Source organism: Streptomyces griseus (assembly GCF_900460065.1).
GTDB classification, from domain to species: Bacteria; Actinomycetota; Actinomycetes; order Streptomycetales; family Streptomycetaceae; genus Streptomyces; species Streptomyces griseus.
Genome location: NZ_UAVD01000058.1, coordinates 18828 through 41872, shown reverse-complemented (window position 1 = coordinate 41872; position 23045 = coordinate 18828). Strand labels below are relative to the sequence as shown.

At 72.8% G+C, this 23045-nt stretch carries 23 protein-coding genes and 1 tRNA gene; 11 read left to right on the top strand and 13 right to left on the bottom strand.

The window, feature by feature from the left end; genetic code table 11:
- Positions 1–14 precede the first annotated feature (14 nt).
- The gene (locus DTB53_RS36285; RefSeq protein WP_012381565.1) at positions 15–803 is read right to left on the bottom strand and encodes a hypothetical protein; all 789 of its coding nucleotides are present in this window, start codon (positions 801–803) and stop codon (positions 15–17) included.
- 231 nt (positions 804–1034) lie between these two features.
- On the bottom strand, positions 1035–2084 hold the full coding sequence (locus DTB53_RS36280) for an LLM class F420-dependent oxidoreductase (protein ID WP_012381564.1): 1050 nt from the start codon (positions 2082–2084) through the stop codon (positions 1035–1037).
- Between the two features lie 139 nt (positions 2085–2223).
- Here DTB53_RS36280 and DTB53_RS36275 point away from each other — a divergent pair, with 139 nt between their 5' ends.
- Both DTB53_RS36275 and DTB53_RS36270 read left to right on the top strand, forming a co-directional pair.
- The gene (locus DTB53_RS36275) at positions 2224–3207 is read left to right on the top strand and encodes an aldo/keto reductase (protein WP_012381563.1); all 984 of its coding nucleotides are present in this window, start codon (positions 2224–2226) and stop codon (positions 3205–3207) included.
- Positions 3204–5618, top strand: coding sequence for a helix-hairpin-helix domain-containing protein (locus DTB53_RS36270; RefSeq protein WP_012381562.1), 2415 nt, complete (start codon positions 3204–3206; stop codon positions 5616–5618). Before DTB53_RS36275 ends, DTB53_RS36270 begins: the two co-directional genes overlap by 4 nt.
- Before the next feature lie 131 nt (positions 5619–5749).
- Here DTB53_RS36270 and DTB53_RS36265 read toward each other — a convergent pair whose 3' ends face one another.
- Positions 5750–6388, bottom strand: a complete 639-nt coding sequence (locus tag DTB53_RS36265; RefSeq protein WP_012381561.1) for a hypothetical protein — start codon at positions 6386–6388, stop codon at positions 5750–5752.
- Between the two features lie 47 nt (positions 6389–6435).
- On the opposite strand from DTB53_RS36265, the gene DTB53_RS36260 reads away from it, so the two are divergent.
- Positions 6436–6624 (top strand): DUF5703 family protein, encoded by a 189-nt coding sequence (locus tag DTB53_RS36260; RefSeq protein WP_003970138.1) that lies wholly within the window; start codon positions 6436–6438, stop codon positions 6622–6624.
- A gap of 70 nt (positions 6625–6694) precedes the next feature.
- Here the strand turns inward: DTB53_RS36260 and DTB53_RS37920 are convergent, their stop codons facing one another.
- The 3 genes from DTB53_RS37920 to DTB53_RS36245 all read right to left on the bottom strand — a co-directional run bounded on the left by DTB53_RS37920 (position 6695) and on the right by DTB53_RS36245 (position 9366).
- Positions 6695–7507: a chaplin gene (locus tag DTB53_RS37920; protein WP_003970137.1), complete on the bottom strand. Its 813-nt coding sequence runs from the start codon at positions 7505–7507 to the stop codon at positions 6695–6697.
- Positions 7508–7647: 140 nt separating this feature from the next.
- A complete protein-coding gene (chpH, locus tag DTB53_RS36250; RefSeq protein ID WP_003970136.1) occupies positions 7648–7881 on the bottom strand; it encodes a chaplin ChpH in 234 nt (77 codons plus the stop codon).
- 153 nt (positions 7882–8034) lie between these two features.
- The gene (locus DTB53_RS36245) at positions 8035–9366 is read right to left on the bottom strand and encodes a M20/M25/M40 family metallo-hydrolase (protein WP_003970135.1); all 1332 of its coding nucleotides are present in this window, start codon (positions 9364–9366) and stop codon (positions 8035–8037) included.
- A 183-nt stretch (positions 9367–9549) separates the two neighbouring features.
- On the opposite strand from DTB53_RS36245, the gene DTB53_RS36240 reads away from it, so the two are divergent.
- Both DTB53_RS36240 and DTB53_RS36235 read left to right on the top strand, forming a co-directional pair.
- Positions 9550–9637, top strand: a tRNA-Leu gene (locus DTB53_RS36240).
- A 62-nt stretch (positions 9638–9699) separates the two neighbouring features.
- A complete protein-coding gene (locus tag DTB53_RS36235) occupies positions 9700–10638 on the top strand; it encodes a pseudouridine synthase (RefSeq protein WP_012381560.1) in 939 nt (312 codons plus the stop codon).
- Positions 10639–10650: 12 nt separating this feature from the next.
- Here the strand turns inward: DTB53_RS36235 and DTB53_RS36230 are convergent, their stop codons facing one another.
- From DTB53_RS36230 to DTB53_RS36220, 3 genes are all read right to left on the bottom strand, one after another.
- Positions 10651–11280, bottom strand: a complete 630-nt coding sequence (locus DTB53_RS36230) for an MBL fold metallo-hydrolase (RefSeq protein WP_012381559.1) — start codon at positions 11278–11280, stop codon at positions 10651–10653.
- Positions 11280–12365 carry an S-(hydroxymethyl)mycothiol dehydrogenase gene (locus DTB53_RS36225; protein ID WP_012381558.1) on the bottom strand — a complete coding sequence of 362 codons (1086 nt, stop codon included), beginning with the start codon at positions 12363–12365 and terminating at the stop codon, positions 11280–11282. Before DTB53_RS36225 ends, DTB53_RS36230 begins: the two co-directional genes overlap by 1 nt.
- 71 nt (positions 12366–12436) lie before the next feature.
- Positions 12437–13138, bottom strand: a complete 702-nt coding sequence (locus DTB53_RS36220; RefSeq protein ID WP_012381557.1) for a FadR/GntR family transcriptional regulator — start codon at positions 13136–13138, stop codon at positions 12437–12439.
- Positions 13139–13288: 150 nt separating this feature from the next.
- On the opposite strand from DTB53_RS36220, the gene DTB53_RS36215 reads away from it, so the two are divergent.
- Both DTB53_RS36215 and DTB53_RS36210 read left to right on the top strand, forming a co-directional pair.
- A complete protein-coding gene (locus DTB53_RS36215; RefSeq protein ID WP_042498858.1) occupies positions 13289–13798 on the top strand; it encodes a gluconokinase in 510 nt (169 codons plus the stop codon).
- A gap of 11 nt (positions 13799–13809) precedes the next feature.
- Positions 13810–15207, top strand: coding sequence for a GntP family permease (locus DTB53_RS36210; protein WP_003970129.1), 1398 nt, complete (start codon positions 13810–13812; stop codon positions 15205–15207).
- Between the two features lie 89 nt (positions 15208–15296).
- Here the strand turns inward: DTB53_RS36210 and DTB53_RS36205 are convergent, their stop codons facing one another.
- Both DTB53_RS36205 and DTB53_RS36200 read right to left on the bottom strand, forming a co-directional pair.
- Positions 15297–16868, bottom strand: coding sequence for an APC family permease (locus DTB53_RS36205; RefSeq protein ID WP_012381555.1), 1572 nt, complete (start codon positions 16866–16868; stop codon positions 15297–15299).
- Between the two features lie 46 nt (positions 16869–16914).
- The gene (locus DTB53_RS36200; protein WP_003970127.1) at positions 16915–17886 is read right to left on the bottom strand and encodes a hypothetical protein; all 972 of its coding nucleotides are present in this window, start codon (positions 17884–17886) and stop codon (positions 16915–16917) included.
- A 203-nt stretch (positions 17887–18089) separates the two neighbouring features.
- On the opposite strand from DTB53_RS36200, the gene DTB53_RS36195 reads away from it, so the two are divergent.
- Entirely contained in the window at positions 18090–18515 is a 426-nt protein-coding gene (locus DTB53_RS36195; RefSeq protein ID WP_012381554.1) for an ASCH domain-containing protein, read from the top strand.
- Positions 18516–18695: 180 nt separating this feature from the next.
- On the opposite strand, the gene DTB53_RS36190 is transcribed toward DTB53_RS36195, so the two are convergent.
- Complete coding sequence (locus DTB53_RS36190; protein ID WP_003970125.1) at positions 18696–20354, bottom strand: FAD-binding dehydrogenase; 1659 nt, start codon at positions 20352–20354, stop codon at positions 18696–18698.
- Between the two features lie 151 nt (positions 20355–20505).
- On the opposite strand from DTB53_RS36190, the gene DTB53_RS36185 reads away from it, so the two are divergent.
- From DTB53_RS36185 to DTB53_RS36175, 3 genes are all read left to right on the top strand, one after another.
- Positions 20506–21015: an NUDIX domain-containing protein gene (locus DTB53_RS36185; protein WP_030706046.1), complete on the top strand. Its 510-nt coding sequence runs from the start codon at positions 20506–20508 to the stop codon at positions 21013–21015.
- Positions 21016–21122: 107 nt separating this feature from the next.
- Complete coding sequence (locus DTB53_RS36180; protein ID WP_012381552.1) at positions 21123–21518, top strand: YidH family protein; 396 nt, start codon at positions 21123–21125, stop codon at positions 21516–21518.
- Complete coding sequence (locus DTB53_RS36175) at positions 21515–21829, top strand: DUF202 domain-containing protein (protein ID WP_003970122.1); 315 nt, start codon at positions 21515–21517, stop codon at positions 21827–21829. The genes DTB53_RS36180 and DTB53_RS36175 overlap by 4 nt, the downstream gene beginning before the upstream one ends.
- 223 nt (positions 21830–22052) lie before the next feature.
- Here the strand turns inward: DTB53_RS36175 and DTB53_RS36170 are convergent, their stop codons facing one another.
- Positions 22053–22988 carry an NADP-dependent oxidoreductase gene (locus DTB53_RS36170; RefSeq protein WP_003970121.1) on the bottom strand — a complete coding sequence of 312 codons (936 nt, stop codon included), beginning with the start codon at positions 22986–22988 and terminating at the stop codon, positions 22053–22055.
- Between the last annotated feature and the right edge of the window lie 57 nt (positions 22989–23045).

Here is a 23045-nt window from a genome sequence, read left to right as displayed (position 1 = left end):
CCCGGTCCGGGCCCTCAGGCGAACTCGTGCTCCGGTGCGACGGGGCCGCCGAGCGCGTCGCGCCGCCGCGGCATCTCCAGGGTGACCATGCGCCGCCAGCCGACGAGGCGCTCGTACGCGTACACCGCGTGGATGCCCGCGGCGAGCACGGCGGCCTTGGGGCGGGACCAGCCCAGCACGCGCCCCATGTTGGCCATCACGGCGAGGCTCACGTCGCGGTAGACCCGGATCTCGGCCAGGGCGCACTCGCGCATGATCCGCTGGATGGTCCGGCCGTGTCCGGCGCGGGCGAGGCGGAGGAGTTCCTCGTGGCAGTAGGCGAGGTGGTTGTCCTCGTCGTGGGAGATCATCTTCACCGCGCGGCCGATGTCGGGGTGGTCGGCGAAGTACCGGCGCAGCAGGCGCATCTGCTCGGAGGCGCGCTGCTCGGTGACGCGGCTGTGGGCCAGATAGGTGATGATGTCGCGTTCGCTGAGCCGCTGCTCGCCGCGCAGCCGGGAGTGCGCGAGCCCGATGCCCTGCTGTTCCAGGAGCATCGTGTAGTCGGTCTCCGGCGGGACCTCGACGGGCGGGAGGCCGCGCTTCTTCAGGAGCGCGTTGAAGATGCGGCCGTGCTTGTCCTCGTCGGCGCCGTGCCGGACGATCTTGGGGGCCAGGTCACGGCCGCTCTCCGGGACGAGGGCGGCGATGCGGGCGTTCTCCCAGCCACCCTGGGCCTCACCGCTGGCGGCGATGGAACAGAAGAGACGGTAGGACTCGTCGTCGTCCAGGATCTCCTGGAACAGGGTCTGCGCTGAGAGCATGACGGCCACCTCCGTACCCGTTGCCCGCGGAGCCCGAGTCCGCGGAGCAGTAGTGCGCAGAAAGAGTCAAAAGCGCCTCGGGCCGATCGGCAACCGGAGCGGCCGGGAACAGCGGTCACCGGCCGCGTAACCCTTGGGCGCGGACTGCGTTGTTCCGGGTGACGGCCGTGGCGGGGAGGACCCCCGAGCCCCCACCACGGCCGTAGTGCTGTCCCGGGACCAGGGGACCCGTCAGGCCAGCCCGGAGCGCTCCAGGGCGTCCGTGCCGGCGCGCAGGGCGGTGAGCCGCTCCTCCAGGGTGAAGCCGGCCGGGGCGAGGTTGAGCGTGGTCACCCCCGCCGCGGCGTAGGCCTGGATCCGCTCGGCGATCCGCTCGACGGGACCGAGCAGCGCGGTCTGGTCGATCAGCTGGTGCGGTACGGCCGCGGCGGCCCCGGCCTTGTCCCCGTCCAGGTACTTGTCCTGGATCTCGGCCGCCTCCTTCTCGTACCCCATGCGCTGGGCGAGCTGGTTGTAGAAGTTCTGCTTCCGGCTGCCCATCCCGCCGACGTACAGCGCGGTGTACGGGCGGAACATGTCGGCGAGGCCGATCACGTCGTCGCCGACGGCGAGCGGCAGCGTCGGGCTGACGTCGAAGCCCTCCATGGTCTTGCCCGCCTTCTCGCGGCCCGCGCGCAGCGGCTGGATCGCGGTCTCCTCCAGATGCTCGGCGGAGGGGAAGATCAGCAGGGCGCCGTCGGCGATCTCGCCGGTCTGCTCCAGGTTCTTGGGGCCGATCGCGGCGATGTAGAGCGGGATGTGCTCGCGCTGGGGGTGCACGGTGAGCTTGATCGGCTTGCCGGGGCCGTCGGGCAGCGGCAGCGTCCAGTGCGCGCCCTCGTACGCGACGCGCTCGCGGGTCATGGCCTTGCGGACGATCTCCACGTACTCCCGGGTGCGGGCCAGCGGCTTGTCGAACTTCACGCCGTACCAGCCCTCGGAGACCTGCGGGCCCGAGACCCCGAGGCCGAGGCGGAAGCGTCCGCCGGACAGCGAGTCGAGGGTCGCGGCGGTCATCGCCGTCATGGTGGGCTGGCGGGCCGGGATCTGCATGATGGCGGAGCCGACGTCGATCGACTCGGTCTGGGCCGCGACCCAGGTCAGCACGGTCGGGGCGTCGGAGCCGTACGCCTCGGCCGCCCAGCAGACGTCGTAGCCGAGCCGGTCGGCCTCCTGCGCGACGGCGAGGTTGTCGCCGTCCATGCCGGCGCCCCAGTAACCGAGATTGATGCCGAGCCGCATAACCGCTCCCCTTACTGATCAGTAACGTCCCTTTCCCCGGACTCTAGCGCGGGCGACGGAGATCCGGCAGGCCCGGCGGACCTCCGGTTGTCCACAGGCCCTCCACCCGGCGCGGTCCCGGCCAGTAATCTCAGCGCCCATGGAGCAGAGGCATCTCGGCCGTACCGGCCTTCGCGTGTCCCGGATCGGGCTCGGCACCCTCACCTGGGGCCGGGACACGGACGAGCACGACGCCGCCGACCAGCTCAAGGCCTTCTGGGACGCGGGCGGCACCCTGGTGGACACCGCCGACGTGTACGGGGGCGGCGAGGCCGAGTACCTGCTCGGGCGGCTCGTCGGGAGCCTGGTCCCCCGTCAGGATCTGGTCCTCGCCACGAAGGCGGGCAGCGTCGCGGACCCCTGTCGCCGCTTCAACGGTTCGCGCGGGCACCTCCTGGCCGCTCTGGACGCGTCCCTGGAGCGCCTCGGCACGGATTACGTGGACCTGTGGCAGGTCCACGCCTTCGACCCGGAGACCCCGCTGGAGGAGACGCTCCAGGCGGTGGACCTGGCCGTGTCCTCCGGCCGCGTCCGCTACGCGGGCGTGTCGAACTTCTGCGGCTGGCAGCTGGCGAAGGCCGCCACCTGGCAGCTCGCCGCCCCCGGGGTGCGCACCCGGCTGGCCAGTACGCAGATGGAGTACTCGCTGCTCCAGCGGGGCATCGAGCGCGAGGTGCTGCCCGCCGCGCTGGACCTGGGGGTCGGGCTGCTGCCGTCCTCGCCGCTGGGGCGCGGCGTGCTCACCGGCAAGTACCGCCAGGGCACCCCGTCCGACTCCCGGGGCGCGTCCGAGCGGCTCGCCCCGTTCGTCGAGCCGTATCTCGACGACGCGGCGGCCCGGATCACCGACGCGGTGGCGACGGCGGCCGACGGCCTGGCGACGAGCCCGCTCCAGGTGGCGCTGGCCTGGGTCCGGGACCGGCCCGGGGTGGCCGCGCCGATCATCGGCGCGCGCAACGCCGGGCAGCTCGCGGAGGCTTTGTCGGTGGAGGCGCTTAGTCTTCCCTACGAGATCTGCCAGGCGCTCGACGATGTGTCGGCGCCCGTGCACCGCTATCCCGACCAGGACTGGAGCACGCTGTGACTGCGCATCCCGGGGAGACCCCCGGCACCGTCGGCACGGACACACCACAGGACGCCGTGTCGCCGCCGGAGGCCGGTGCCGAGGGCCCTGCGCACGCCGACGCGCCCGAAGCGCCCGGAGCCGCCGAGCCGCCGGGCCGGGCGGCGGGCGCCGGGGAGCCCGCGGCGGAGGCGGCCGCGTCGGAGGACCACCCGGGCGACGTGTCCGACACGGAGGACGGAGCCCCCGGGGACGGGGACGCGGCTTCCGCCACCGGGGAGGCGCCCGCCGAGGTGTCGGCCGAGGGCCCGGACGCCGACGCCGAGTCCGCCGGGAGCCCGGACTCCGAAGCAGCGCCCACCGACGGCCCGGACTCCGAAGCAGCGCCCGCCCCCGAGCTCTCGGAGGCGCAGGCCGAGCTGGCCGCCCAGCGCGAGCTGCGGGAGCGGATCGAGCAGCGCAAGGCGGCGAAGGTCGCGCCCATCGCCGCCGGCACCGGTCTGAGCGGCAAGGCCGCCGATCTGCTCGCGGCCGTACGGGCCGTGGAGAGCGGCGAGAAGGCCGGGAGCCAGTTCTTCGACTCGCCCGCCCCGGCCCCCGCTCCCCAGCGTCCCGCTCCGGCCGCCGCGCAGCCACGCCGGTCCCCCGCCGCCGCCCCGACGCCCCGGGCCACCTCCCCCGAGGCCCTGGACGCGGTGCGCTCGGTGCTCGTGGAGGGCGGCGCGCCCGAGGCGCTGGCCCGCGCGGCCGTCGGCGCGCTCGGCGAGCAGGCGGCCGAGCTGCTGCGCGCCGACCCCTGGCAGCTGCTGGGGGTGCCCGGCGTGCGGCCCGAGCAGGCCGACGGCTTCGCCCGGGCCCTGCTGGGCGCCGACTGCGGCCCCGACGACGGCCGCAGGACGGCGGCGCTGGTCGGCTGGGTGCTGGAGCGCGCCGCCCTCCAGGGCCACACGGCGCTGGACGCCGACACCGTACGGGCGGCGCTCGCCGAGCGTGCGGTGGGCGACCCGGACGCGGCGGTGCGGGACGCCGTCGAGGAGGGCGTCGCCCTGATCTTCCAGGAGGGCGGGGACCTGGAGCCGGACGAGACCGAGGCGGCGGACGGCGAAGCGGACGGGGTGGGCCTCGCCGAGGACGCCGAGCCGGACCGGGAGCCGGTCCAGGTGCTGCTGGGCCTCGACCGCTACGCGCTGGCCGAGGAGAGTCTCGCCGACGGTCTGGCCCGGCTGGTCAACGCCTGTGAGAAGGCCGCCGACTGGTCGGAGGCGGCGGCCTCCGCCCCCGGCCCCTCGGCCGCCGAGCTGATCCGGACGGCCGCCGCGGCCGGGCTGGTCGCGCACAGCGGCGGCGAGGCGGCGCGGGCCGAGCCGGCCGCCCTGATCGCGGCGGCGCGCGGCCTGGGGCTGCGGGCCCTGGGCGCCACGCACAGCGAGGACGGCCGCCGTCGGCTCGCGGCGGCCACCGGCGATCCGGACACGGCGGTCACCCTGGCCGGGCTGCTGTCCGGAGCGCAGGGCCCCGGCCGGGACGAGGACGGGACGCTCGCCCTGGACCTGCTGGTCGTGCTGGACGCCCCGCAGCTGGACGTGGAGAGCGCGGCGGTCCTGGTCGAGGCGCTGGCCGACGGCGCCCGGCTGGTGCTGAGCGGCGACCCGGGCGTGCTGGGCTCCGCGGGCGCCGGGCGGGTGTTCGCCGATGTGCTGGCCTCCCACGCCTGCCCGCAGGTCGTCTCCCGCACCCCGGACCCCGGGCCGATCGGCGAGCTGGTCTCCGGTATCGGCATCGGCGAGCTGCATCAGGTCGACGCCCCGGGCAAGGAGGTGGTGATCGTCCCGGTCCGCGACGCGGGCGAGGCCGTCCACCGCACCGTGCAGCTGGTCGCCGACTCGGTGCCCCGGGCCTTCTCCATCCCCGCCGGGGAGACCCAGGTGATCACGGTGGGCCACGGCGGGGCCGCCGGGACGAGGGCGTTGAACGAGGCGCTGAAGCAGCGGCTCAACCCGGGCCCCGGCCGGTTCGGCGGGTTCGACCCGGGCGACCGCGTGGTCCATGTGCCCGCGCCCGGGCGGACGGTGCCCGGCGTGGTGCGCTCGGCCGACGCCGAGGGGCTGCGGCTGGACTGCGGGGGCGTCCCCGTCGTCGTACCGCAGGAGCGGGTGGAGTCGTCGGTGCGGCACGGCTGGGCTCTCAGCGCCCACCAGGCGGCCGGGATGCGCTGGCCCGCCGCGGTCGTGGTGCTGCCGGGCGACGCCGCGCAGGGGCTGAGCCGGCCCTGGGTGTACACCGCGTTCGGCCGGGGCGAGCGGCATCTGTCTGTGGTGCACGGGGTGGACCAGGCGCTGGCGCACGCGGTGGCGCGGGTCCCGGCCCAGGAGCGGACGACCCGGCTGCGATCGCTGCTGGAGGCGCTCCCGACGCCCGACGCGGCCTCCTGAGCGGACCCGGGCCGGTCGGGACCGGACAGCGGTGGGGCCCCGGTGCGCCGTGCGCCGGGGCCCCACCGTCATGTCCGGTGCGGGAGTGCGTGCCGGGCGTCGCGGGCCGGACGAGATTTCGCGGACACGACCTAGTCCTCGTCCGACTCGTCCTCCTCGTCGAAGACCGCGCTCACGTCGAAGCGGCAGACCACCAGTTCGGGGTCGGCGTCCTCGAACGGGGCGCCGAGCCACTCCCCCGGCTCCGGAGGCGCCTCCCCGGCCGAGACCCAGAGGGTGGAGTCGCCCTCCTCCAGGCCGAACTCCTTGTGCCGGGAGGCGATCTCGTCCGGCTCGTACTCGCCGAACAGCACGCCGAGCGCCGCGTGGACGCTGGTGCCGACCACCGGGGCCGTGTCCGGCCCGCCGCCCGGTCCGGCGTCGAGGTCGGCGAGGCGCTGTGCCTGTGCGAGCAGCCGCGGGGGCTCCGCGACCACGTAGTCGCGCCGGATCAGGACGCTGAGCGCGCTGGGCTCGGCGGGACCGGCGTAGGGGGGCAGGGAGTCGTCCGCGCCGGGGATCTCGAAGGGGGTGACTTCGTCGTAGCGCTCGTAGAGGAGTTCGTCGTAGACCTCGGCGGCGGCGGCAAGGCCGTTGAACGCGTCGTAGACGGCGGGGTCGTCGTCCCCGGTACGGCGTTCGACCGCGTCGAGGTGACGGTCGATCGCGGCTTTGACCGCCTCGGCGGCGGCACGTACCTCGGCAGCGGTGGGCTGCGCAGCATCAGACATAGTGCAGACGCTATCCGTACCGGGGCTCTGCCCGCACAATAGATGCGATGCCGGAATACGAATTCGTCGACGTGTACGTGCCGCGCGGGGTCTCCCGCAAGGAAGCGGCCCGACTCCTGACCGACCACGCCGAGTACGGGCACTGGGAGCTGGACCGCCTGACGCTCCGCAGGGACGGCAGCCGCAGGGTGCGGTTGCGCAGGCGGATCATCCGTCAGCTGCGGGCCACCTGGTGACAGGGAGCGGGCCCCGCGGTCGCGGGGCCCGCTCTCTCGTCCGTGCCGTGCCGTGCCGCGCTCGCCCTGATCAGGCGGCGCTGCGCGAGCGACGGTAGAGAACCGATCCCGCGCCGGCGAGCAGCAGTCCGGCGCTGGCCGGGATGAGCAGTTCGAGCCCGCCCCCACCGGTCTGCGCGAGCTGCTCCCCGGGGATGTGCTGCGTCTCGGGGGCGTTCGGCTCGGGCGGCTGGTTGGCCGGCGGGACGACCGGCTTCTCCGGCGTGACCGGGGGCTTCTCCGGCTGCTCGGGCGGCGGGGGCGGAACCTCGGCGTTGTTGGAGCAGCCGTTGCCGAAGACCGGGTTCAGCAGTCCGCCGACGGTGACGCTGTTCCCGCAGAGGTTCACGGGGATGTCGATCGGCGCCTGGATCAGGTTGCCGGAGAGGATGCCGGGCGAGCCCTGGGCGGTCCCCTCGGCGGTGGCGCCGCCGCCCGGGGCCCGGTGACGTCCGGTGCCGGGCTCGGAGTGCCGGTCCGACGTGCCGCTGTGCCCGTCCGATGCGGTGGTGTCGCCGGCCCGGGCGCCGTTTCCGGAGCCTCCCTGGGCCGAGCGCTCCTGGGGAGCCGCCGAGCGGTTCCCGGAGTGGTCGGATTCTGCTGATCCGTTTCCGCATTCGTTGCCGAAGACGGGGTTGAGCAGCCCGCCGACGCTGGCGGAGTTGCCGCAGACGTTGACCGGGACGTCGATCGGGACCTGGACCGAGTTGCCGGACAGCACGCCCGGTGAGCCGGCGGCGGTACCGGCCGCCCCGGAGTCGGCGTGGGCGTATCCGCCACTCAGCGCGAGCACTCCGCCCGCAGCCGCCATGGTGATCAGGCCTTTACGAGTGACCTGTCGCATAGGTTCGTTTCCTGCCTTCTGGCTTCCGATAAACCCCCGGACATGACCGTGCGGGAGCCGAATGCCGAACGGTCCCGGAGTGCATGGAGTGCACTCCGGGACCGGTCGAGCTCAAACCCTTACGGGTTGACGTTCAACGATCAGGCGTTGACGCAGGTGTTGCCGAAGGCGGGGTTCAGCAGACCGATCACGGAGACCGTGTTGCCGCACACGTTGATCGGCACGTGGACCGGAACCTGGACGACGTTGCCGGAGAGAACGCCGGGGCTGCCGATGGCGGCACCCTGGGCGCCCGCGTCGGCGGAAGCCATGCCCGCACCCGCGAGAACGAGGCCACCGGTGGCAGCCGCAACTGCGACGACCTTCTTGATCATGATTCCTCCTAGTTGGAAAATGCGGTCCCAGCCGCGGACCGCAAACCTTGTAACGAGGAGGATCTGCCGGGGCTACGTGTGAACGGCTCGTTTCACTCGTTCGGACATGCCCGCACAGGTGGACGAATCACGGGCGAATCGGTCGGGGAACGGTCAGGAGTGGTCGATGAACCGGTCGAGCACCCGCACGCCGAACTGCAGCCCGTCGACCGGGACGCGCTCGTCGACGCCGTGGAACATGCCGGCGAAGTCCAGCTCCGGCGGCAGCTTCAGCGGGGCGAAGCCGAAGCCCCGGATGCCCAGGTCGTCGAAGGACTTGGCGTCGGTGCCGGCCGAGAGCATGTAGGGCACGGCACGGGCGATGGGGTCCTCGGCGACCAGCGCGGTCTGCATGGCGTCGACCAGCGCGCCGTCGAACGTGGTCTCCAGGGCCTTGTCCGCGTGCACGTCCTCGCGCCGGACGTTGGGCCCGAGGATCCGGTCCAGGTCGGCGAGGAACTCCTCCTCGTACCCGGGGAGGTACCGGCCGTCCACGTGGGCGGTCGCCTGGCCCGGGATGACGTTGACCTTGTAGCCGGCGCCGAGCTGCGTGGGGTTGGCGGTGTTCTGGAGGGAGGCGCCGATGAGCTTGGCGATGCCGCCGAGCTTGGCGAGCGTCTCGTCCATGTTCTCCGGGTCCAGCTCGGTGCCCAGCGCGTCGGAGAGCTCGTCCAGGAAGTGCCGCAGCGTCTTGGTGACCCGCACCGGGAACTTGTGCCGGCCCAGCCGCCCGACCGCCTCGGACAGCTCCGTGATGGCGTTGTCCTTGTGGATCATCGAGCCGTGTCCGGCGGTGCCGTCCACGGTCAGCTTCATCCAGTGCATGCCCTTCTGGGCGGTCTCCACCAGATACAGCCGCAGGTTCTCGTTGACGGTGAAGGAGAAGCCGCCGACCTCGCTGATCGCCTCGGTGACGCCCTCGAAGAGGCCCGGGTGGTTGTCCACGAGATAGCGGGCCCCGTACGTGCCGCCCGCCTCCTCGTCCGCGAGGAAGGCGAGCACGATGTCGCGCGGGGGCTTGCGGCCGCTGCGCATCCGCTCCCGGACGACCGCGAGGGTCATCGCGTCCATGTCCTTCATGTCAACCGCGCCCCGGCCCCACACGCAGCCGTCCGCGATCTCCCCGGAGAACGGGTCGTGCGTCCAGTCCGCCGCGTTGGCCGGGACGACGTCGGTGTGTCCGTGGATCAGCAGCGCCGGGCGGGAGGGGTCCTCGCCCTCGATCCGGGCGACGGTGGAGGCGCGTCCCTTGTGCGACTCGAAGATCCGCGGCTCCAGGCCGACCTCCGCGAGCTTCTCCGCGACGTACTCGGCCGCGAGCCGCTCGCCGGGGCCCGAGTGGTCGCCGTAGTTGCTGGTGTCGATCCGGATCAGGTCACGACAGAGGTCGACGACCTCCTGCTCGGCCCTGCCGGCGCCGGCCCTGCCCGTGCTGCTCTCGCTCACGTTGGTTCCTTCCACTGTCGCTGTGGTGCTCCTTCTCATCCTCCCGCGCCCACGGCTTACGCCCAAGGCCGCGCACCCCCCGTCACGCACCGTTCACAGCCATCGGGGCGTGATCGAGCACCCCCGAATGTTTGCTATGGTTTTCCACGTCGGAACGGGCACGGCCCGCGAGACAGACACCTTGTCCGGGTGGCGGAATGGCAGACGCGCTAGCTTGAGGTGCTAGTGCCCTTTATCGGGCGTGGGGGTTCAAGTCCCCCCTCGGACACCAGCGGGAGCCCCACTTCGGTGGGGCTCTTTTGCGTCACCGGGCGAGCACGGAGAGGGGCGAGGATGCGGGGTCGCAGAAGGCCGCCCGCCGCCCCTCTTCCCCAGCGGGACGGGATCGATGCCGTACGGGTGCGGCTGCCGGAGGATCCCGAGGGGCTCTGGGCCACCGTCGGGGAGCATCTGGCCGGCCGGTTCGGCGGGGCGATCGGGGCGGACCGGGTGGCCGGGATGCTGGACGCCGGGCGGATCGTGGGGGCCGACGGGACCGCCGTGCGGGGCTCGGAACCGTACGCCGCGGGGCGGTATCTCTGGTTCCACCGGGACTTCTCGCCCGAGGAGCCGGTGCCCTTCCCGGTCGGGGTGGTGTACCGGGACGAGCGGATCGTGGTCGCGGACAAGCCGCACTTCCTGGCGACGATGCCGCGGGGGCGGCACATCACCGAGACCGCGGCGGCCCGGCTGCGGCGGGAGCTGGAGCTGCCCGCGTTGCAGCCCGCGCACCGGCTGGACCGGCTGACGGCGGGGCTGGTGCTGTTCGTGGTGCGGCCGGAGGACCGGGGTGCGTATCAGACGCTGTTCCGGGACCGGCGGGTGCGGAAGGAGTACGAGGCGCTGGCCCCGTACGACCCCGACGTGGCCCTTCCCCGGACCGTACGCAGCCGGATCGTGAAGGAGCGCGGGGTGCTCGCCGCCCGGGAGGAGCCGGGCGAGGCGAACAGTGAGAGCCGGGTGGAGCTGGTGGAGCGCCGGGGCGGGGTCGGGCGGTACCGGCTGCTGCCCGCGACCGGGCGGACGCATCAGCTGCGGGTCCACATGAACGCGCTGGGGCTGCCGATCGTCCACGATCCGCTGTATCCGGTGGTGGCGGAGGAGGGCGCTCCGGACGACTTCTCGCGGCCGTTGCAGTTGCTGGCGCGGGTGCTGGAGTTCGCCGATCCGGTCGGCGGGGAGCCGCGCCGCTTCGACAGCGGGCTGCGGCTCTCCGCCTGGCCGGTGGGGTGAGGCGCGCGGCGCTCAGTGGCCGCGCTTGATCCACTCGTCGAGCCCCGGAGCCTCCGCGCCGATGGTGGTGGGGTCGCCGTGGCCGGTGCGGACCTTGGTGTCGCCCGGGAGCGTGAGCAGCCGGTCCCGGATCGAGTCGATGATCGTGGGGAACGACGAGAAGGACCGTCCGGTGGCGCCGGGGCCGCCCTGGAAGAGGGTGTCGCCGGTGAAGACCGTGGCCAGCTCGGGGGCGTACAGGCAGACCGCGCCGGGGGCGTGGCCCGGGGTGTGCAGGACCGTGAGCGTGATGCCCGCCACGGTGAGTTCCTGGCCGTCGGTGAGGGCGCCGTCGGGGGTGTGCTCCGGGTGGGTCTTCAGCCAGAGCGGCAGGTCGTCCGGGTGGAGCAGGATCGGGGCTCCGGTGGCGTCCGCGAGGGCGGGGGCGGCGTCGATGTGGTCGTTGTGCGCGTGGGTGCAGACGATGGCGCGCAGCGTACGGCCGCCGAGCGCGGCTTCGATGGCGGCGGCGTCGTGGGCGGCGTCGATGACGATCGCCTCGGTGTCGTCGCCGACGATCCAGACGTTGTTGTCGACGTCCCACTCGCCGCCGTCGAGGGCGAAGGTGCCGGAGGTGACCAGGTGGTCGATGCGGGCGGTCATCAGAAGACCACCACCGAGCGGAGGACGTCGCCGTCGTGCATCCGGGCGAAGGCCTGCTCGATGTCGCCCAGGCCGATGGTCTCGGTGACGAACGCGGCGAGGTCCAGGCGGCCCTGCTGGTGGAGGTCGACGAGCATCGGGAAGTCGCGGGAGGGCAGGCAGTCGCCGTACCAGGAGGACTTGAGCGAGCCGCCGCGGCCGAAGACGTCCAGGAGCGGCAGTTCGAGCTTCATCTCCGGGGTGGGGACGCCGACGAGGACGACCGTTCCGGCGAGGTCGCGGGCGTAGAAGGCCTGCTGGTAGGTCTCCGGGCGGCCGACGGCCTCGATGACGACGTCGGCGCCGTTGCCGTCGGTGAGGGCGCGGATCGCCTCGACGGGGTCGGAGGTGCGGGAGTTGACGGTGTGGGTGGCGCCCATCTTCTTCGCCGTCTCCAGCTTGCGGTCGTCGATGTCGACCGCGATGATCTTCGCCGCGCCGGCCAGCCGGGATCCGGCGATGGCCGCGTCGCCGACGCCGCCGCAGCCGATGACGGCGACCGAGTCGCCGCGGCCGACCTGACCGGTGTTGATGGCGGCTCCGATGCCGGCCATGACGCCGCAGCCGAGCAGACCGGCGACCTCGGGGGCGACCTCGGGGTCGACCTTGGTGCACTGGCCGGAGGCGACGAGGGTCTTCTCGGCGAACGCGCCGATGCCGAGGGCGGGCGACAGCTCCGTGCCGTCGAGCAGGGTCATCTTCTGCTCGGCGTTGTGGGTGTCGAAGCAGTACCAGGGTCGGCCGCGCAGACAGGCGCGGCACTGGCCGCACACGGCACGCCAGTTGAGGACGACGAAGTCGCCGGGGGCGACGTCCGTGACGCCCTCGCCGACGGACTCCACGACGCCCGCCGCCTCGTGGCCGAGGAGGAAGGGGAACTCGTCGTTGATGCCGCCCTGCTTGTAGTGCAGGTCCGTGTGGCAGACGCCGCACGCCTGGATCTTCACGACCGCCTCGCCGGGGCCGGGGTCCGGAATCACGATCGTCTCGACCCTGACCGGCTCGTTCTTCCCCGGTGCGATGACCCCTTGCACCTGCTGCGCCATAACCGTGCTCTCCCTGTTCCTGAGCTTTCGCGATGATCGATCGCGGCCAACCGTACGCCTTGGGGGACCCGCTACGGGGCGAGGACGTCCAGCTCGTGCAGGGCGCCGACCGCGATCTCCTTGGTGATCCGTTCGGCGGCCTCCGGGTCGCCCTCGCGGACCGCCTCGGCGAGGCGGACGTGCAGGGTGACGGCGGCCGGGTCGGGGTCCTCGAACATCACCTGGTGGTGGGTGCGGCCCGCGAGGACCTCGGCGACCACGTCCCCGAGCCGGGCGAACATCTCGTTGCCGGAGGCGTTGAGGACGATCCGGTGGAAGGCGATGTCGTGTTCGAGGTAGCCCTCCAGCTGCTGACCGCGCGAGGTGGCGACCATGCCGAGGGCGCGTTCGGTGAGCTCGGCGCACTGCTCGGCGGTGGCGTGGCGGGCGGCGAGGCCGGCCGCGACCGGTTCGATCGCGGAGCGCAGCACGGTGAGGGAGCGCAGCTGGCGGGGGCGGTCGGCGCCGGCCAGGCGCCAGCGGATGACCTGGGGGTCGTAGACGTTCCAGGTCTCGGTGGGGCGGACGGTCACGCCGACGCGGCGGCGGGATTCCACCAGGTGCATCGATTCCAGGACGCGGACCACTTCGCGCACGACCGTACGGGAGACGTCGAAGCGCTGGGCGAGCTCGTCGGTGCGTAGGACGCTGCCGGGCGGGCACTGGCCGGAGGAGATCTCCAGACCCAGGGTGTCCAGCACATGTGTATGCAGCCCCTGGCTCTGTGTGGTCATGGGTCAAGCCTACGGGGAGACCCTCGGGAACAATAAGTACGACGTTTACGTCACAGACTCTTGAATAAGTCGTACCTAATGGGTTTCAGTAGCGCGACGGACCGATGTCGAAGAAGACAGCGAGACACCCCCATGAACACCGCACCCCGCATGAGCACCCCCCACGTCGTCGTGGTGATGGGCGTCGCAGGAACCGGCAAGACCACGATCGGTCCCCTGCTCGCCGCCGAAATCGGCGTTCCGTACGCCGAGGGCGACGACTTCCATCCCCCGGCGAACATCGCCAAGATGTCGGCCGGCACCCCCCTGGACGACGACGACCGGTGGCCCTGGCTGGACGCCATCGGCGCGTGGGCGCACGAGCGGGCGGGGCTCGGCGGGGTCGTCTCCAGCTCCGCGCTCAAGCGGGTCTACCGGGACCGGCTGCGGGAGGGGGCGCCGGACGCCGTCTTCCTGCATCTGACCGGTGACCGGGCGCTGATCGAGGAGCGGATGGCGGACCGCAAGGGCCACTTCATGCCCACCGCGCTGCTCGACTCGCAGTTCGCGACGCTGCAACCGCTCCGGGCCGACGAGGCCGGAGTGAGCGTCGACGTGTCCGGCACTCCTGAGGAAATCACCCGGCGAGCCGTCGCCGCACTGCGCCGGCTCGATAGTTAAGGACCATCACCGTGACCAGTCTCAGCGTCGAGATGCTGGCAGCGGAAGCCGCCGAACCGATCACTTCGGCAGGCAACGCTCAGTTGGGCATCGCCGTGCTCGCGGGCATCGCCGTCATCGTTCTCCTCATCACCAAGCTCAAGATGCACGCGTTCCTGGCGCTGACCATCGGTTCGCTGGCGCTCGGCTCCTTCGCCGGAGCCGCCCCGGCGGACACGATCGCCAGTTTCACCGCGGGCCTCGGCTCCACGGTCGCGGGAGTGGGCGTCCTGATCGCGCTCGGCGCGATCCTCGGCAAGCTGCTCGCCGACTCGGGCGGGGCCGACCAGGTCGTCGACACCATCCTGGCGAAGGCGAGCGGCCGGGCCATGCCCTGGGCGATGGTGCTCATCGCCTCGATCATCGGGCTGCCGCTGTTCTTCGAGGTCGGGATCGTGCTGATGATCCCGGTCGTGCTGCTCGTCGCCAAGCGCGGCAACTACTCCCTGATGCGGATCGGCATCCCCGCGCTCGCCGGGCTCTCGGTGATGCACGGGCTGATCCCGCCGCACCCCGGCCCGCTGGTCGCGATCGACGCCCTGGACGCCAACCTCGGTGTGACGCTGGCGCTCGGTGTGCTGGTCGCCATCCCGACGGTGATCATCGCCGGTCCGGTCTTCTCCCGCTACGCCGCGCGCTGGGTGGACATCAAGCCGCCGGAGAACATGATCCCGCAGCGTCCCTCGGAGGAACTGGACCGCCGTCCGAGCTTCGGTGCGACGCTTGCGACGATCCTGCTGCCGGTCGTCCTGATGCTGCTGAACGCGCTCGTCGAGATCGTCGTCGACAACCCGGAGAACGGTCTCCAGAAGGTCACCTCGGTCATCGGTTCGCCGCTGATCGCCCTGCTCGCGGCGGTCCTGGTCGGGATGTTCACCCTCGGCCGGGCCGCCGGGTTCACCAAGGACCGGCTGGCCGGCACGGTGGAGAAGTCCCTCGCCCCGATCGCCGGGATCCTGCTCATCGTCGGCGCGGGCGGCGGCTTCAAGCAGACGCTGATCGACGCCGGTGTGGGCCAGATGATCCTGGACTTCTCCGAGAACTGGTCGATCCCGGCCCTGCTGCTGGGCTGGCTGATCGCCGTCGCGATCCGCCTCGCCACCGGCTCGGCCACGGTCGCCACCATCTCGGCCGCCGGTCTGGTCGCCCCGCTGGCCGCCGACATGTCGACCTCGCACGCGGCCCTGCTGGTCCTGGCCGTCGGCGCCGGTTCGCTCTTCTTCAGCCATGTGAACGACGCCGGGTTCTGGCTGGTGAAGGAGTACTTCGGCATGAACGTCGGCCAGACGATCAAGACCTGGTCGGTGATGGAGACGATCATCTCCGTGGTCGCCATGGCCTTCATCCTGCTGCTGTCGCTGTTGCTGTAGCCGCTTCCGTACGGCCGTGAACGACGGACGCCCGCCCCGGTACGTCACCGGGGCGGGCGTCTCGCGTACGCGGAGCGGGTACGGGGGTGTCAGCGGCGGGCCGCCTCGCTCTCGGCCGCCTTCTCCAGCTGGAACGCCTCGTTGCCGAGGCCGATCCGGGCGTGCACCTCGGGCTTGGCCCTGCGCAGCACCGCCCCGTACACCAGGCCGCCGACGAGGGCGAGGATGATCACGCCCGGCAGCAGCCAGTCGAGGGCGGAGCCGGGGCCGGAGCCGACGAGGACGCCGAAGTCGCGGACGGTGAAGACGGCGATCGTCAGGAGCGCGAGTCCGGCGAGGCCGGAGGCGACCAGGCGCGGGGCCTGTGCGCGGCCGGCGCCGCGCTTGACGAAGAACGCGATGACGGCGAAGGAGGCGGCGGCCATCAGCAGGATGACGCCGAGCGCGCCGACGTTGCCCATCCAGGTGAACAGCCGCAGCACGGGGGCGGTGGGGTCGCCGACCGGGTTGCCGTCGGTGACGGCGAAGGCCGCGATGATCACGACGGAGACGACGGTCTGGAGCAGCGAGCCGGTGCCGGGGGCCCCGCTCGCCCGGTTGGTGCGGCCGAAGCGGGCGGGCAGCAGACCCTCGCGGCCCATGGCGAACGCGTAACGGGCGACGACGTTGTGGAAGCTGAGGAGCGCGGCGAACATGCCGGTGACGAAGAGGACGTGCAGCACGTCGGTGAAGGTGGAGCCGAGCCGCGCCTCGGTGAGGCCGAACAGCATGCCGGGGCCCTCCTTGAGGGAGGTGTCGACGATGGAGCCGGGCCCCGCGGCGACGGTGAGCGCCCAGGAGCTGATCGCCAGGAACAGCGCGGCGTAGCCCACCGCGAGGAACATCACCCGGGAGACCACGATCTGCGGGCGGCTCGTCTCCTCCGCGTACACCGGGGCCTGCTCGAAGCCGACGAACGCGGCGATGCAGAAGCAGAGCGCCGTGCCGAGGCCGACGCCGGTGAGGGTCTCGGGGTTGAACGCGTGCAGCGACAGGCCCTCGGAGCCCGGCTTGCTCACGGCGGCGATGTCGAAGATCACGACGAGGGCGCACTCGATGACCAGCAGGACGCCGAGCACCTTGGCGTTCAGGTCGATCTTCAGCCAGCCGAGGACGCCGACGACGGCCGCCGCGGCCAGGGCCGGTATCCACCAGGCCAGTTCGGTGTCGAGATACGTGGCGAAGATGCCGGAGATCTCGAAGCCGAGGATTCCGTAGATGCCGACCTGCATCGCGCTGTACGCCACCAGAGCCACCAGCGAGGCTCCGGCGCCGGCCGTCGGACCGAGCCCGCGGGCGATGTAGGCGTAGAACGCGCCGGCGTTGTGGACGTGCCTGCTCATCTCCGCGTAGCCGACGCTGAACAGCATCAGGACGACGCCGAGGATGAGGTAGAGCAGCGGCTGGCCGACGATGCCCATCACGCCGAAGACCGTGGGCATCACTCCGGCGACCACCATCAGGGGGGCGCTGGCGGCGATCACCGACAGCAGGAGCCCGGGGGTGCCGAGCCGGTCGGCCCGCAGGGCTCGTTCCTCGCCCTTGTAGGTGTTGATCCCGCCGGTGTCGGCCGTCCCCCTCGTGGTGCCGGTCTCGCTGGAAATCGAACTGCCCCTCGACATGGCGGGATGGGTCCCTTCTTCGTGGTGGGGTGGTGCCTCTCGTGGATCACGGGGTGCCGAGCGCGTAGGCGCGTGCGGCGACGAACGCGGCGTGGGGCTCCCGGCCGGAGTACGACCAGGGCGCGGCGGTCGCGTACGGGCCGATGCGGTGGAACAGGGCGGCGGCCTCGGCGGGCCGGCCCTCGCAGACCTTGGCGTGGGCCAGGAAGTTGAGATCGAGGCGGTGGCGCGGATGGTCCTCGCGCTCCCATTCCAGCCACCAGTCGAAGGCCGCCTTCATCACCTGGCGGGCCCGGCGCCCGGACCAGTGCCCGGAGAGCGCGGGGTCGTCGGGCTCGATGCCCGCGGCGACCAGGACCCGGTAGCGCTCGGCGTGGGCGATGACCGGGAGAACGGACAACGGAGAGTCGGCGGGGGCCAGTTCGGCGGCCCAGGCGGCGAAGTCGTACACCTCGTGGAGGGGGTCGTGGCCGCTGGCGGGGTTGCTCTCGGCCAGCAGCGCGGTCATCACGTGGTGGGCGTGGTGGTGGTCGGGGTGGCGGGAGCGCACCTCCTCGAAGAGTCGGCCCGTCTCGTCCGCCCCGTCGGTGCGGCCCCGGTCCAGGAGGAGCAGCGCGAGCCAGGGGGTGGGGTCGTCGGGGAGGAGGCGGGCAGCGGCCAGACAGGCCTCCCGGGCGCGGGCGGCGTCGGCGGCCTTGGCCTTGGGCCGCAGCGCGCGGGCGACCCGGGCGCAGCCGAGGAGGGTGGCGGCGTCGGCGCTCTCGGGTTCGACGAGCAGCCAGTCACCTGCCCAGTCCACGGCGGACGGGGTCTCGGCGAGGGCCAGCACGCGATGTCCGCGGCGGTCCCAGTCGCGCCCGGTGCCCACCAGCAGGGTGCGGGCCTCGGACCATCTGCCCTGGACGAACCGGCCGCGTGCGGCGATGAGTTCATCGTCGTCGAGGGCCAGGTCGAAGACGTGGTCCGAGCGACCGCCCCGACGGCGGGAGCGGCCCAGGGGCGGCGGAGGCGGGGACATGCCGCGGGCTTCTTTCGATGCGGTGTGCGAGCGGATGATCGCGCACAGCAAAGCGGTAGGCCGTACCCCCCGTCAAGGGGCGCCCTATGTCAACTCCGTTCACTTTTAGGCTACTTGGCTGGATCGCAGCCTGTCGGGCGAGGCGTTCGCACAGCGTGCGGCGGGGTCGGCGGGTGCGGAGTGGCGCCTGACACACTGAGGACATGGAACCTCGCGAACCCCTCAGCCCCTTCCTCCTCGCCTTTCCCGGGCCGTTGCGCGACCAGTTGGTGGCGGCGGTCCTCTCCGGCGAAAAGGTGTCCACCTCCGGGCTGTTGGCCGAGTACGAACGGGAGCAGGAGGAGCTTCCCCCCGTGGGCGAACGGTCCGCGCTGATCGACTCGGAAGGACGGGAGGTGGCAGTGCTGGAGCTGATCGAGGTACGGGTGCTGCCCCTGGGGGAGGTGGATCTCCAGCACGTGCTCGACGAGGGCGAGGGCTATCGGTCGGTGGCCGAATGGCGGGCGGGGCACGAGCGGTTCTGGCACAGCGAGGAGATGCGGGAGGCGCTGGGCGACCCGGGGTTCACGGTGGACGACGCGACGCTGATCGTCGCGGAGCGGTTCCGGGTGGTCGAGCGGCTGGGGTGAGCGGGGGTTCGGTTCGTCGGCGGGTGAGGGCGGGCCTTCGGCCGGGTGACCCGCGGGGCTCCGCCCCGGCCCCCGCTCCTCGATCGCCGGAGGGGCTTGAGTCGCGGACCCGGCCCGCCACGACCCGGGGGCTTGGATCGCGGGCCCGGCCCGCCGTGGCCGGACGGGCTCGGCCCGCGCTCAGGCGACCGCTTCCGCCGCCGCCCGGCCCGCCGCCCGGCCGGAGAAGATGCAGCCGCCCAGGAACGTGCCCTCCAGGGAGCGGTAGCCGTGGACTCCGCCGCCGCCGAAGCCCGCGGCCTCGCCCGCCGCGTACAGGCCGGGGAGCGGGGTGCCCTCGGCGGTCAGCACGCGGGAGGACAGGTCCGTCTCCAGGCCGCCCAGGGACTTGCGGGTGAGGATGTTGAGGCGGACGGCGATCAGCGGGCCCGCCGCCGGGTCCAGGATCCGGTGCGGCTTCGCGGTGCGGATGAGCCGGTCGCCCAGGTAGGCACGGGCTCCGTGGATGGCGGTGACCTGGAGGTCCTTGGTGAAGGGGTTGGCGATCTCCCGGTCGCGGGCGGTGATCTCGCGGCGCAGGTCGGCCGCGTCGATCAGGCCGTCGCCCGTCACCGCGTTCATGCCCCGGACGAGCGCGTCGAGGTCCCGCTCCACGACGAAGTCGGCGCCGTGGTCCATGAACGCCTTGACCGGTGCGGGCACGTCCGCGCGGGCCCGGCCGATCACGTCGCGGACGGACTTGCCGGTCAGGTCCGGGTTCTGCTCGGAGCCGGAGAGGGCGAACTCCTTGCCGATGATGCGCTGGTTGAGCACGAACCAGGTGTAGCCGTGCCCGGAGCCCATGATGTGTTCGAGGGTGCCGAGCGTGTCGAAGCCGGGAAAGAGCGGGACCGGCAGCCGCCGGCCGCGCGCGTCGAGCCAGAGGGACGAGGGACCGGGCAGGATCCGGATGCCGTGCTCGGCCCAGATCGGGTTCCAGTTCTCGATGCCCTCGGTGTAGTGCCACATCCGGTCGCGGTTGATGTGGTGCGCGCCCGCCTTCTCGGCGATGCCGAGCATCAGTCCGTCGACGTGCGCGGGCACCCCGGACAGCATCTTCTCGGGCGGGGTGCCCAGCCGCTCGGGCCACTGGGCGCGGACCAGGTCGTGGTTGCCGCCGATGCCGCCGGAGGTGACGATCACCGCCTGGGCCTTCAGCTCGAAGGCTCCGGCGACCTCCCGGCTGCTCGCGGTGCCGCGCTCGGCCGCGCTCGGCTCCAGCACCTCGCCGGTGACCGTGTCGAGCGCCCCGGCGGTGCGGGAGAGTCCGGTGACGCGGTGGCGGAACCGCAGGTGGACGAGCCCCTTGGCGACGCCCTCGCGGACCCGTCGTTCGAAGGGGGCGACGACGCCGGGGCCGGTGCCCCAGGTGATGTGGAAGCGGGGCACGGAGTTGCCGTGGCCCGTCGCGTCGTAGCCGCCGCGCTCCGCCCAGCCGACGACCGGGAAGATGCGCAGCCCCTGCTGGTGCAGCCAGGAGCGCTTCTCGCCGGCGGCGAAGTCGACGTAGGCCTCGGCCCACTTCCGCGGCCAGCGGTCCTCGGTCTCCCGGTCGAAGCCCGCCGTGCCGTACCAGTCCTGGAGGGCCAGCTCCCGGCTGTCCCTGATCCGCAGCCGGCGCTGTTCGGGCGAGTCCACGAGGAAGAGGCCGCCGAAGGACCAGTGCGCCTGGCCGCCGACGGACTGCTCGGGCTCCTGGTCGAGGAGGATCACGGAACGTCCGGCGTCGACCAGTTCGGCGGTGGCCACGAGCCCGGCGAGTCCTGCCCCGATCACGATCACATCGGCGTCGTAGGCCATGGGTTCCATCCTGTCGGGGTGGCTCGGAGGCGGGCGGGGCCGTTCGGGACCGTTCGGGGCCATGCGGAGAAACGTTCAAGTTACCCGTGCGTCAGATCTTGGGTAACCGCCGGGGCCACGTCAACCGTCCGGCTGCTGTTGGATGGGACGCATGACGCCCTCCGAGGAGATTCTGGACATCGTCGACGAGAACGACGAGGTCGTCGGTCAGGCCACGCGCGGCGAGGCGACCGCGCGGAGACTGCGGCACCGCTGTGTGTTCATCGAGGCGCGGGACGCGCGGGGACGGGTGTTCGTCCATCGGCGTACGCCCACGAAGCTGGTCTTCCCCTCGCACTACGACATGTTCGTCGGCGGGGTGGTGGGCGCGGGCGAGTCGTACGACGAGGCGGCGCTGCGCGAGGCGGAGGAGGAGCTGGGGGTCTCGGGGCTGCCGCGGCCCGAGCCGCTGTTCCGGTTCCTGTACGCCGACGCGGGGCACACCTGGTGGTCGGCGGTCTACCGGGTGCGGTGCGAGCTGCCGGTCTCCCCGCAGGTGGAGGAGGTCGCCTGGCACGCGTTCCTGGACGACGCGGAGCTGGAGCGGCGGCTGGACGAGTGGCCCTGGGTGCCCGACGGGGCGGAGGCGTACCGGCGGCTGCGGGAGTTCCGGGCGGGATGACGGGCTCCGCCTTCCCCGAACAGGTCCGACCGCGACTGACCGGAGCCGACTGGGACCGACCGGGGCTGACCAGGCCTGATCGGTGAGCAGCCTCTAGGGTTCCAGGTGTGGACAGGATCGTGCAGAGCGTAAGGCTGTGGTTCGCGCCGCAGCGGATCCGGGACGAGGGGGACACCCCCGACTACCGGTTCTCGCTGGCCAACGAGCGGACGTTCCTCGCCTGGATCCGGACGGCCCTGGCGCTGATCGGCGGAGGCTTCGCCGTCGACCAGTTCCTGCCGGAGCTGGTGTGGGGCGTGCGGGCCGGGCTCGCGCTCGGGCTGCTGGCCGCCGGGGTGCTCTGCGCGCTGCGGGCGGTCAACCACTGGGTGCGGTGCGAGCGGGCGATGCGGCGGGGCGAGGACCTGCCGGTCTCCCGGTTCCCGACCCTGCTGAGTCTGGTCGTCGCCGTCGTCGCCGTGGCGATGGTGGTGGTCGTGGTCTTCGGCTGGGAGGGCGTGTGACGGCGGCGGCGAGCCGGGATCCCGGGCTGCAGCCCGAGCGGACGCGGCTGGCCTGGCGGCGCACGACGCTGTCGGCCACGGTCGTCGCGCTGCTCGCGGTGCGGCAGGCGCTGCACGGCGGGGTGACTCCGGCCGCGCTCATCGCGGTGGCGCTGAGCGCGGCGGCCTGGCTGGGGTTCCTGGTGGTGGCCCACCGCCGGATGCTGCGGATGGAGGCGGCGCGGCCGGAGCCGCTCGCCCCGCGCGGAGCGCTGGCGGCGACGCTGTGCACGGTGGCGCTGGCGGTGTTCGCGGCGGCGATGCTGTTCTGAGGGCCGGGCTGCCGGACGCGGGTACGGGCCCGTCCCGGGAGCGCGGTCGGGCCTGTGCCCGGAGCGCGGTCGGGCCCGTCCCGGGAGCGCGGTCGGGCCTGTGCCGGGAGCCGCGCCGGACGCGGGCGCCGGCCCGTCCCGGGGCCCGGCAAGGACGCGGGGGCAGGCGCCGTTCCGGGAGCGCGGCCGGACGCCCGCTCCCGGGCCCGCTCCGGCGGGCTCCTCAGCCGTCCCAGTCCACCGTCACGACGATCTTGCCGCGGGTGCGCCCCTCCTCGTTGAGCCGGTAGGCGTCGGCGGCCCGCTCCAGCGGGAACACCCGGTCCACGTGGACGGTGACGATGCCCCGTTCGGCCAGTTCGGCGACCCGGGCCAGGTCGTCGGCGTCGGGGCGCACGAAGGCGTAGCGGCCACCGTAGGAGAAGACCTCGCCGTCCGCGATGGAGGCGAGCCGGCCACCCGGCGCGAGGGTGTCGGCCGAGGCCCGCAGGGCGTCGCCGCCCACCGTGTCGAAGGAGGCGTCGAAGCCGTCCGGGACCAGGGCCCGCAACCGGTCGACGAGGCCGTCGCCGTACTCCACGGGCTCCGCGCCCAGGCTGCGCAGGTGCTCGTGGTTGCGGGCGCTCGCGGTGCCGACCACCCGGCAGCCGGTGTGCCGGGCGATCTGGACGGCGAGCGATCCGACGCCACCGGCCGCCGCGTGGACCAGGACGGTGTCGCCCTCGCGGATCTTCAGGGTGCGGTGCAGCACCTGGTAGGCGGTCAGCCCGGCCAGCGGCAGCCCCGCGGCCTCCTCGAAGCTCAGGCTCAGCGGCTTGCGGGCGAGGGTGCGCACGGGGGCGGCGACGTACTCGGCGAACGTACCGCGCGAGAGGAAGTCCTCGCGCACGTAGCCGATGACCTCGTCGCCCACCGCGAACTCGTCCACGGCGACGCCCGGTTGCACGACGACCCCGGAGACGTCCCAGCCGGGGATCACCGGGAAGACGGCTTCGAGGCCGCTTTGGAGAAAGCCCTCGCGGGCCTTCCAGTCGACCGGGTTGACGGCGGCGGCCCGTACCTTCACCAGGACCGTGTCGGGGCCGACCTTGGGGTCGGGCCGCTCGCCGTACTCCATGACGTCGGCGGAACCGTACGCGCTGTAGCTGATCGCCTTCATCCCTCGACCTTCCGTGCGGGGCGGGGCCGCCGCAACTCAGGGGGACGGCCGGGGGCC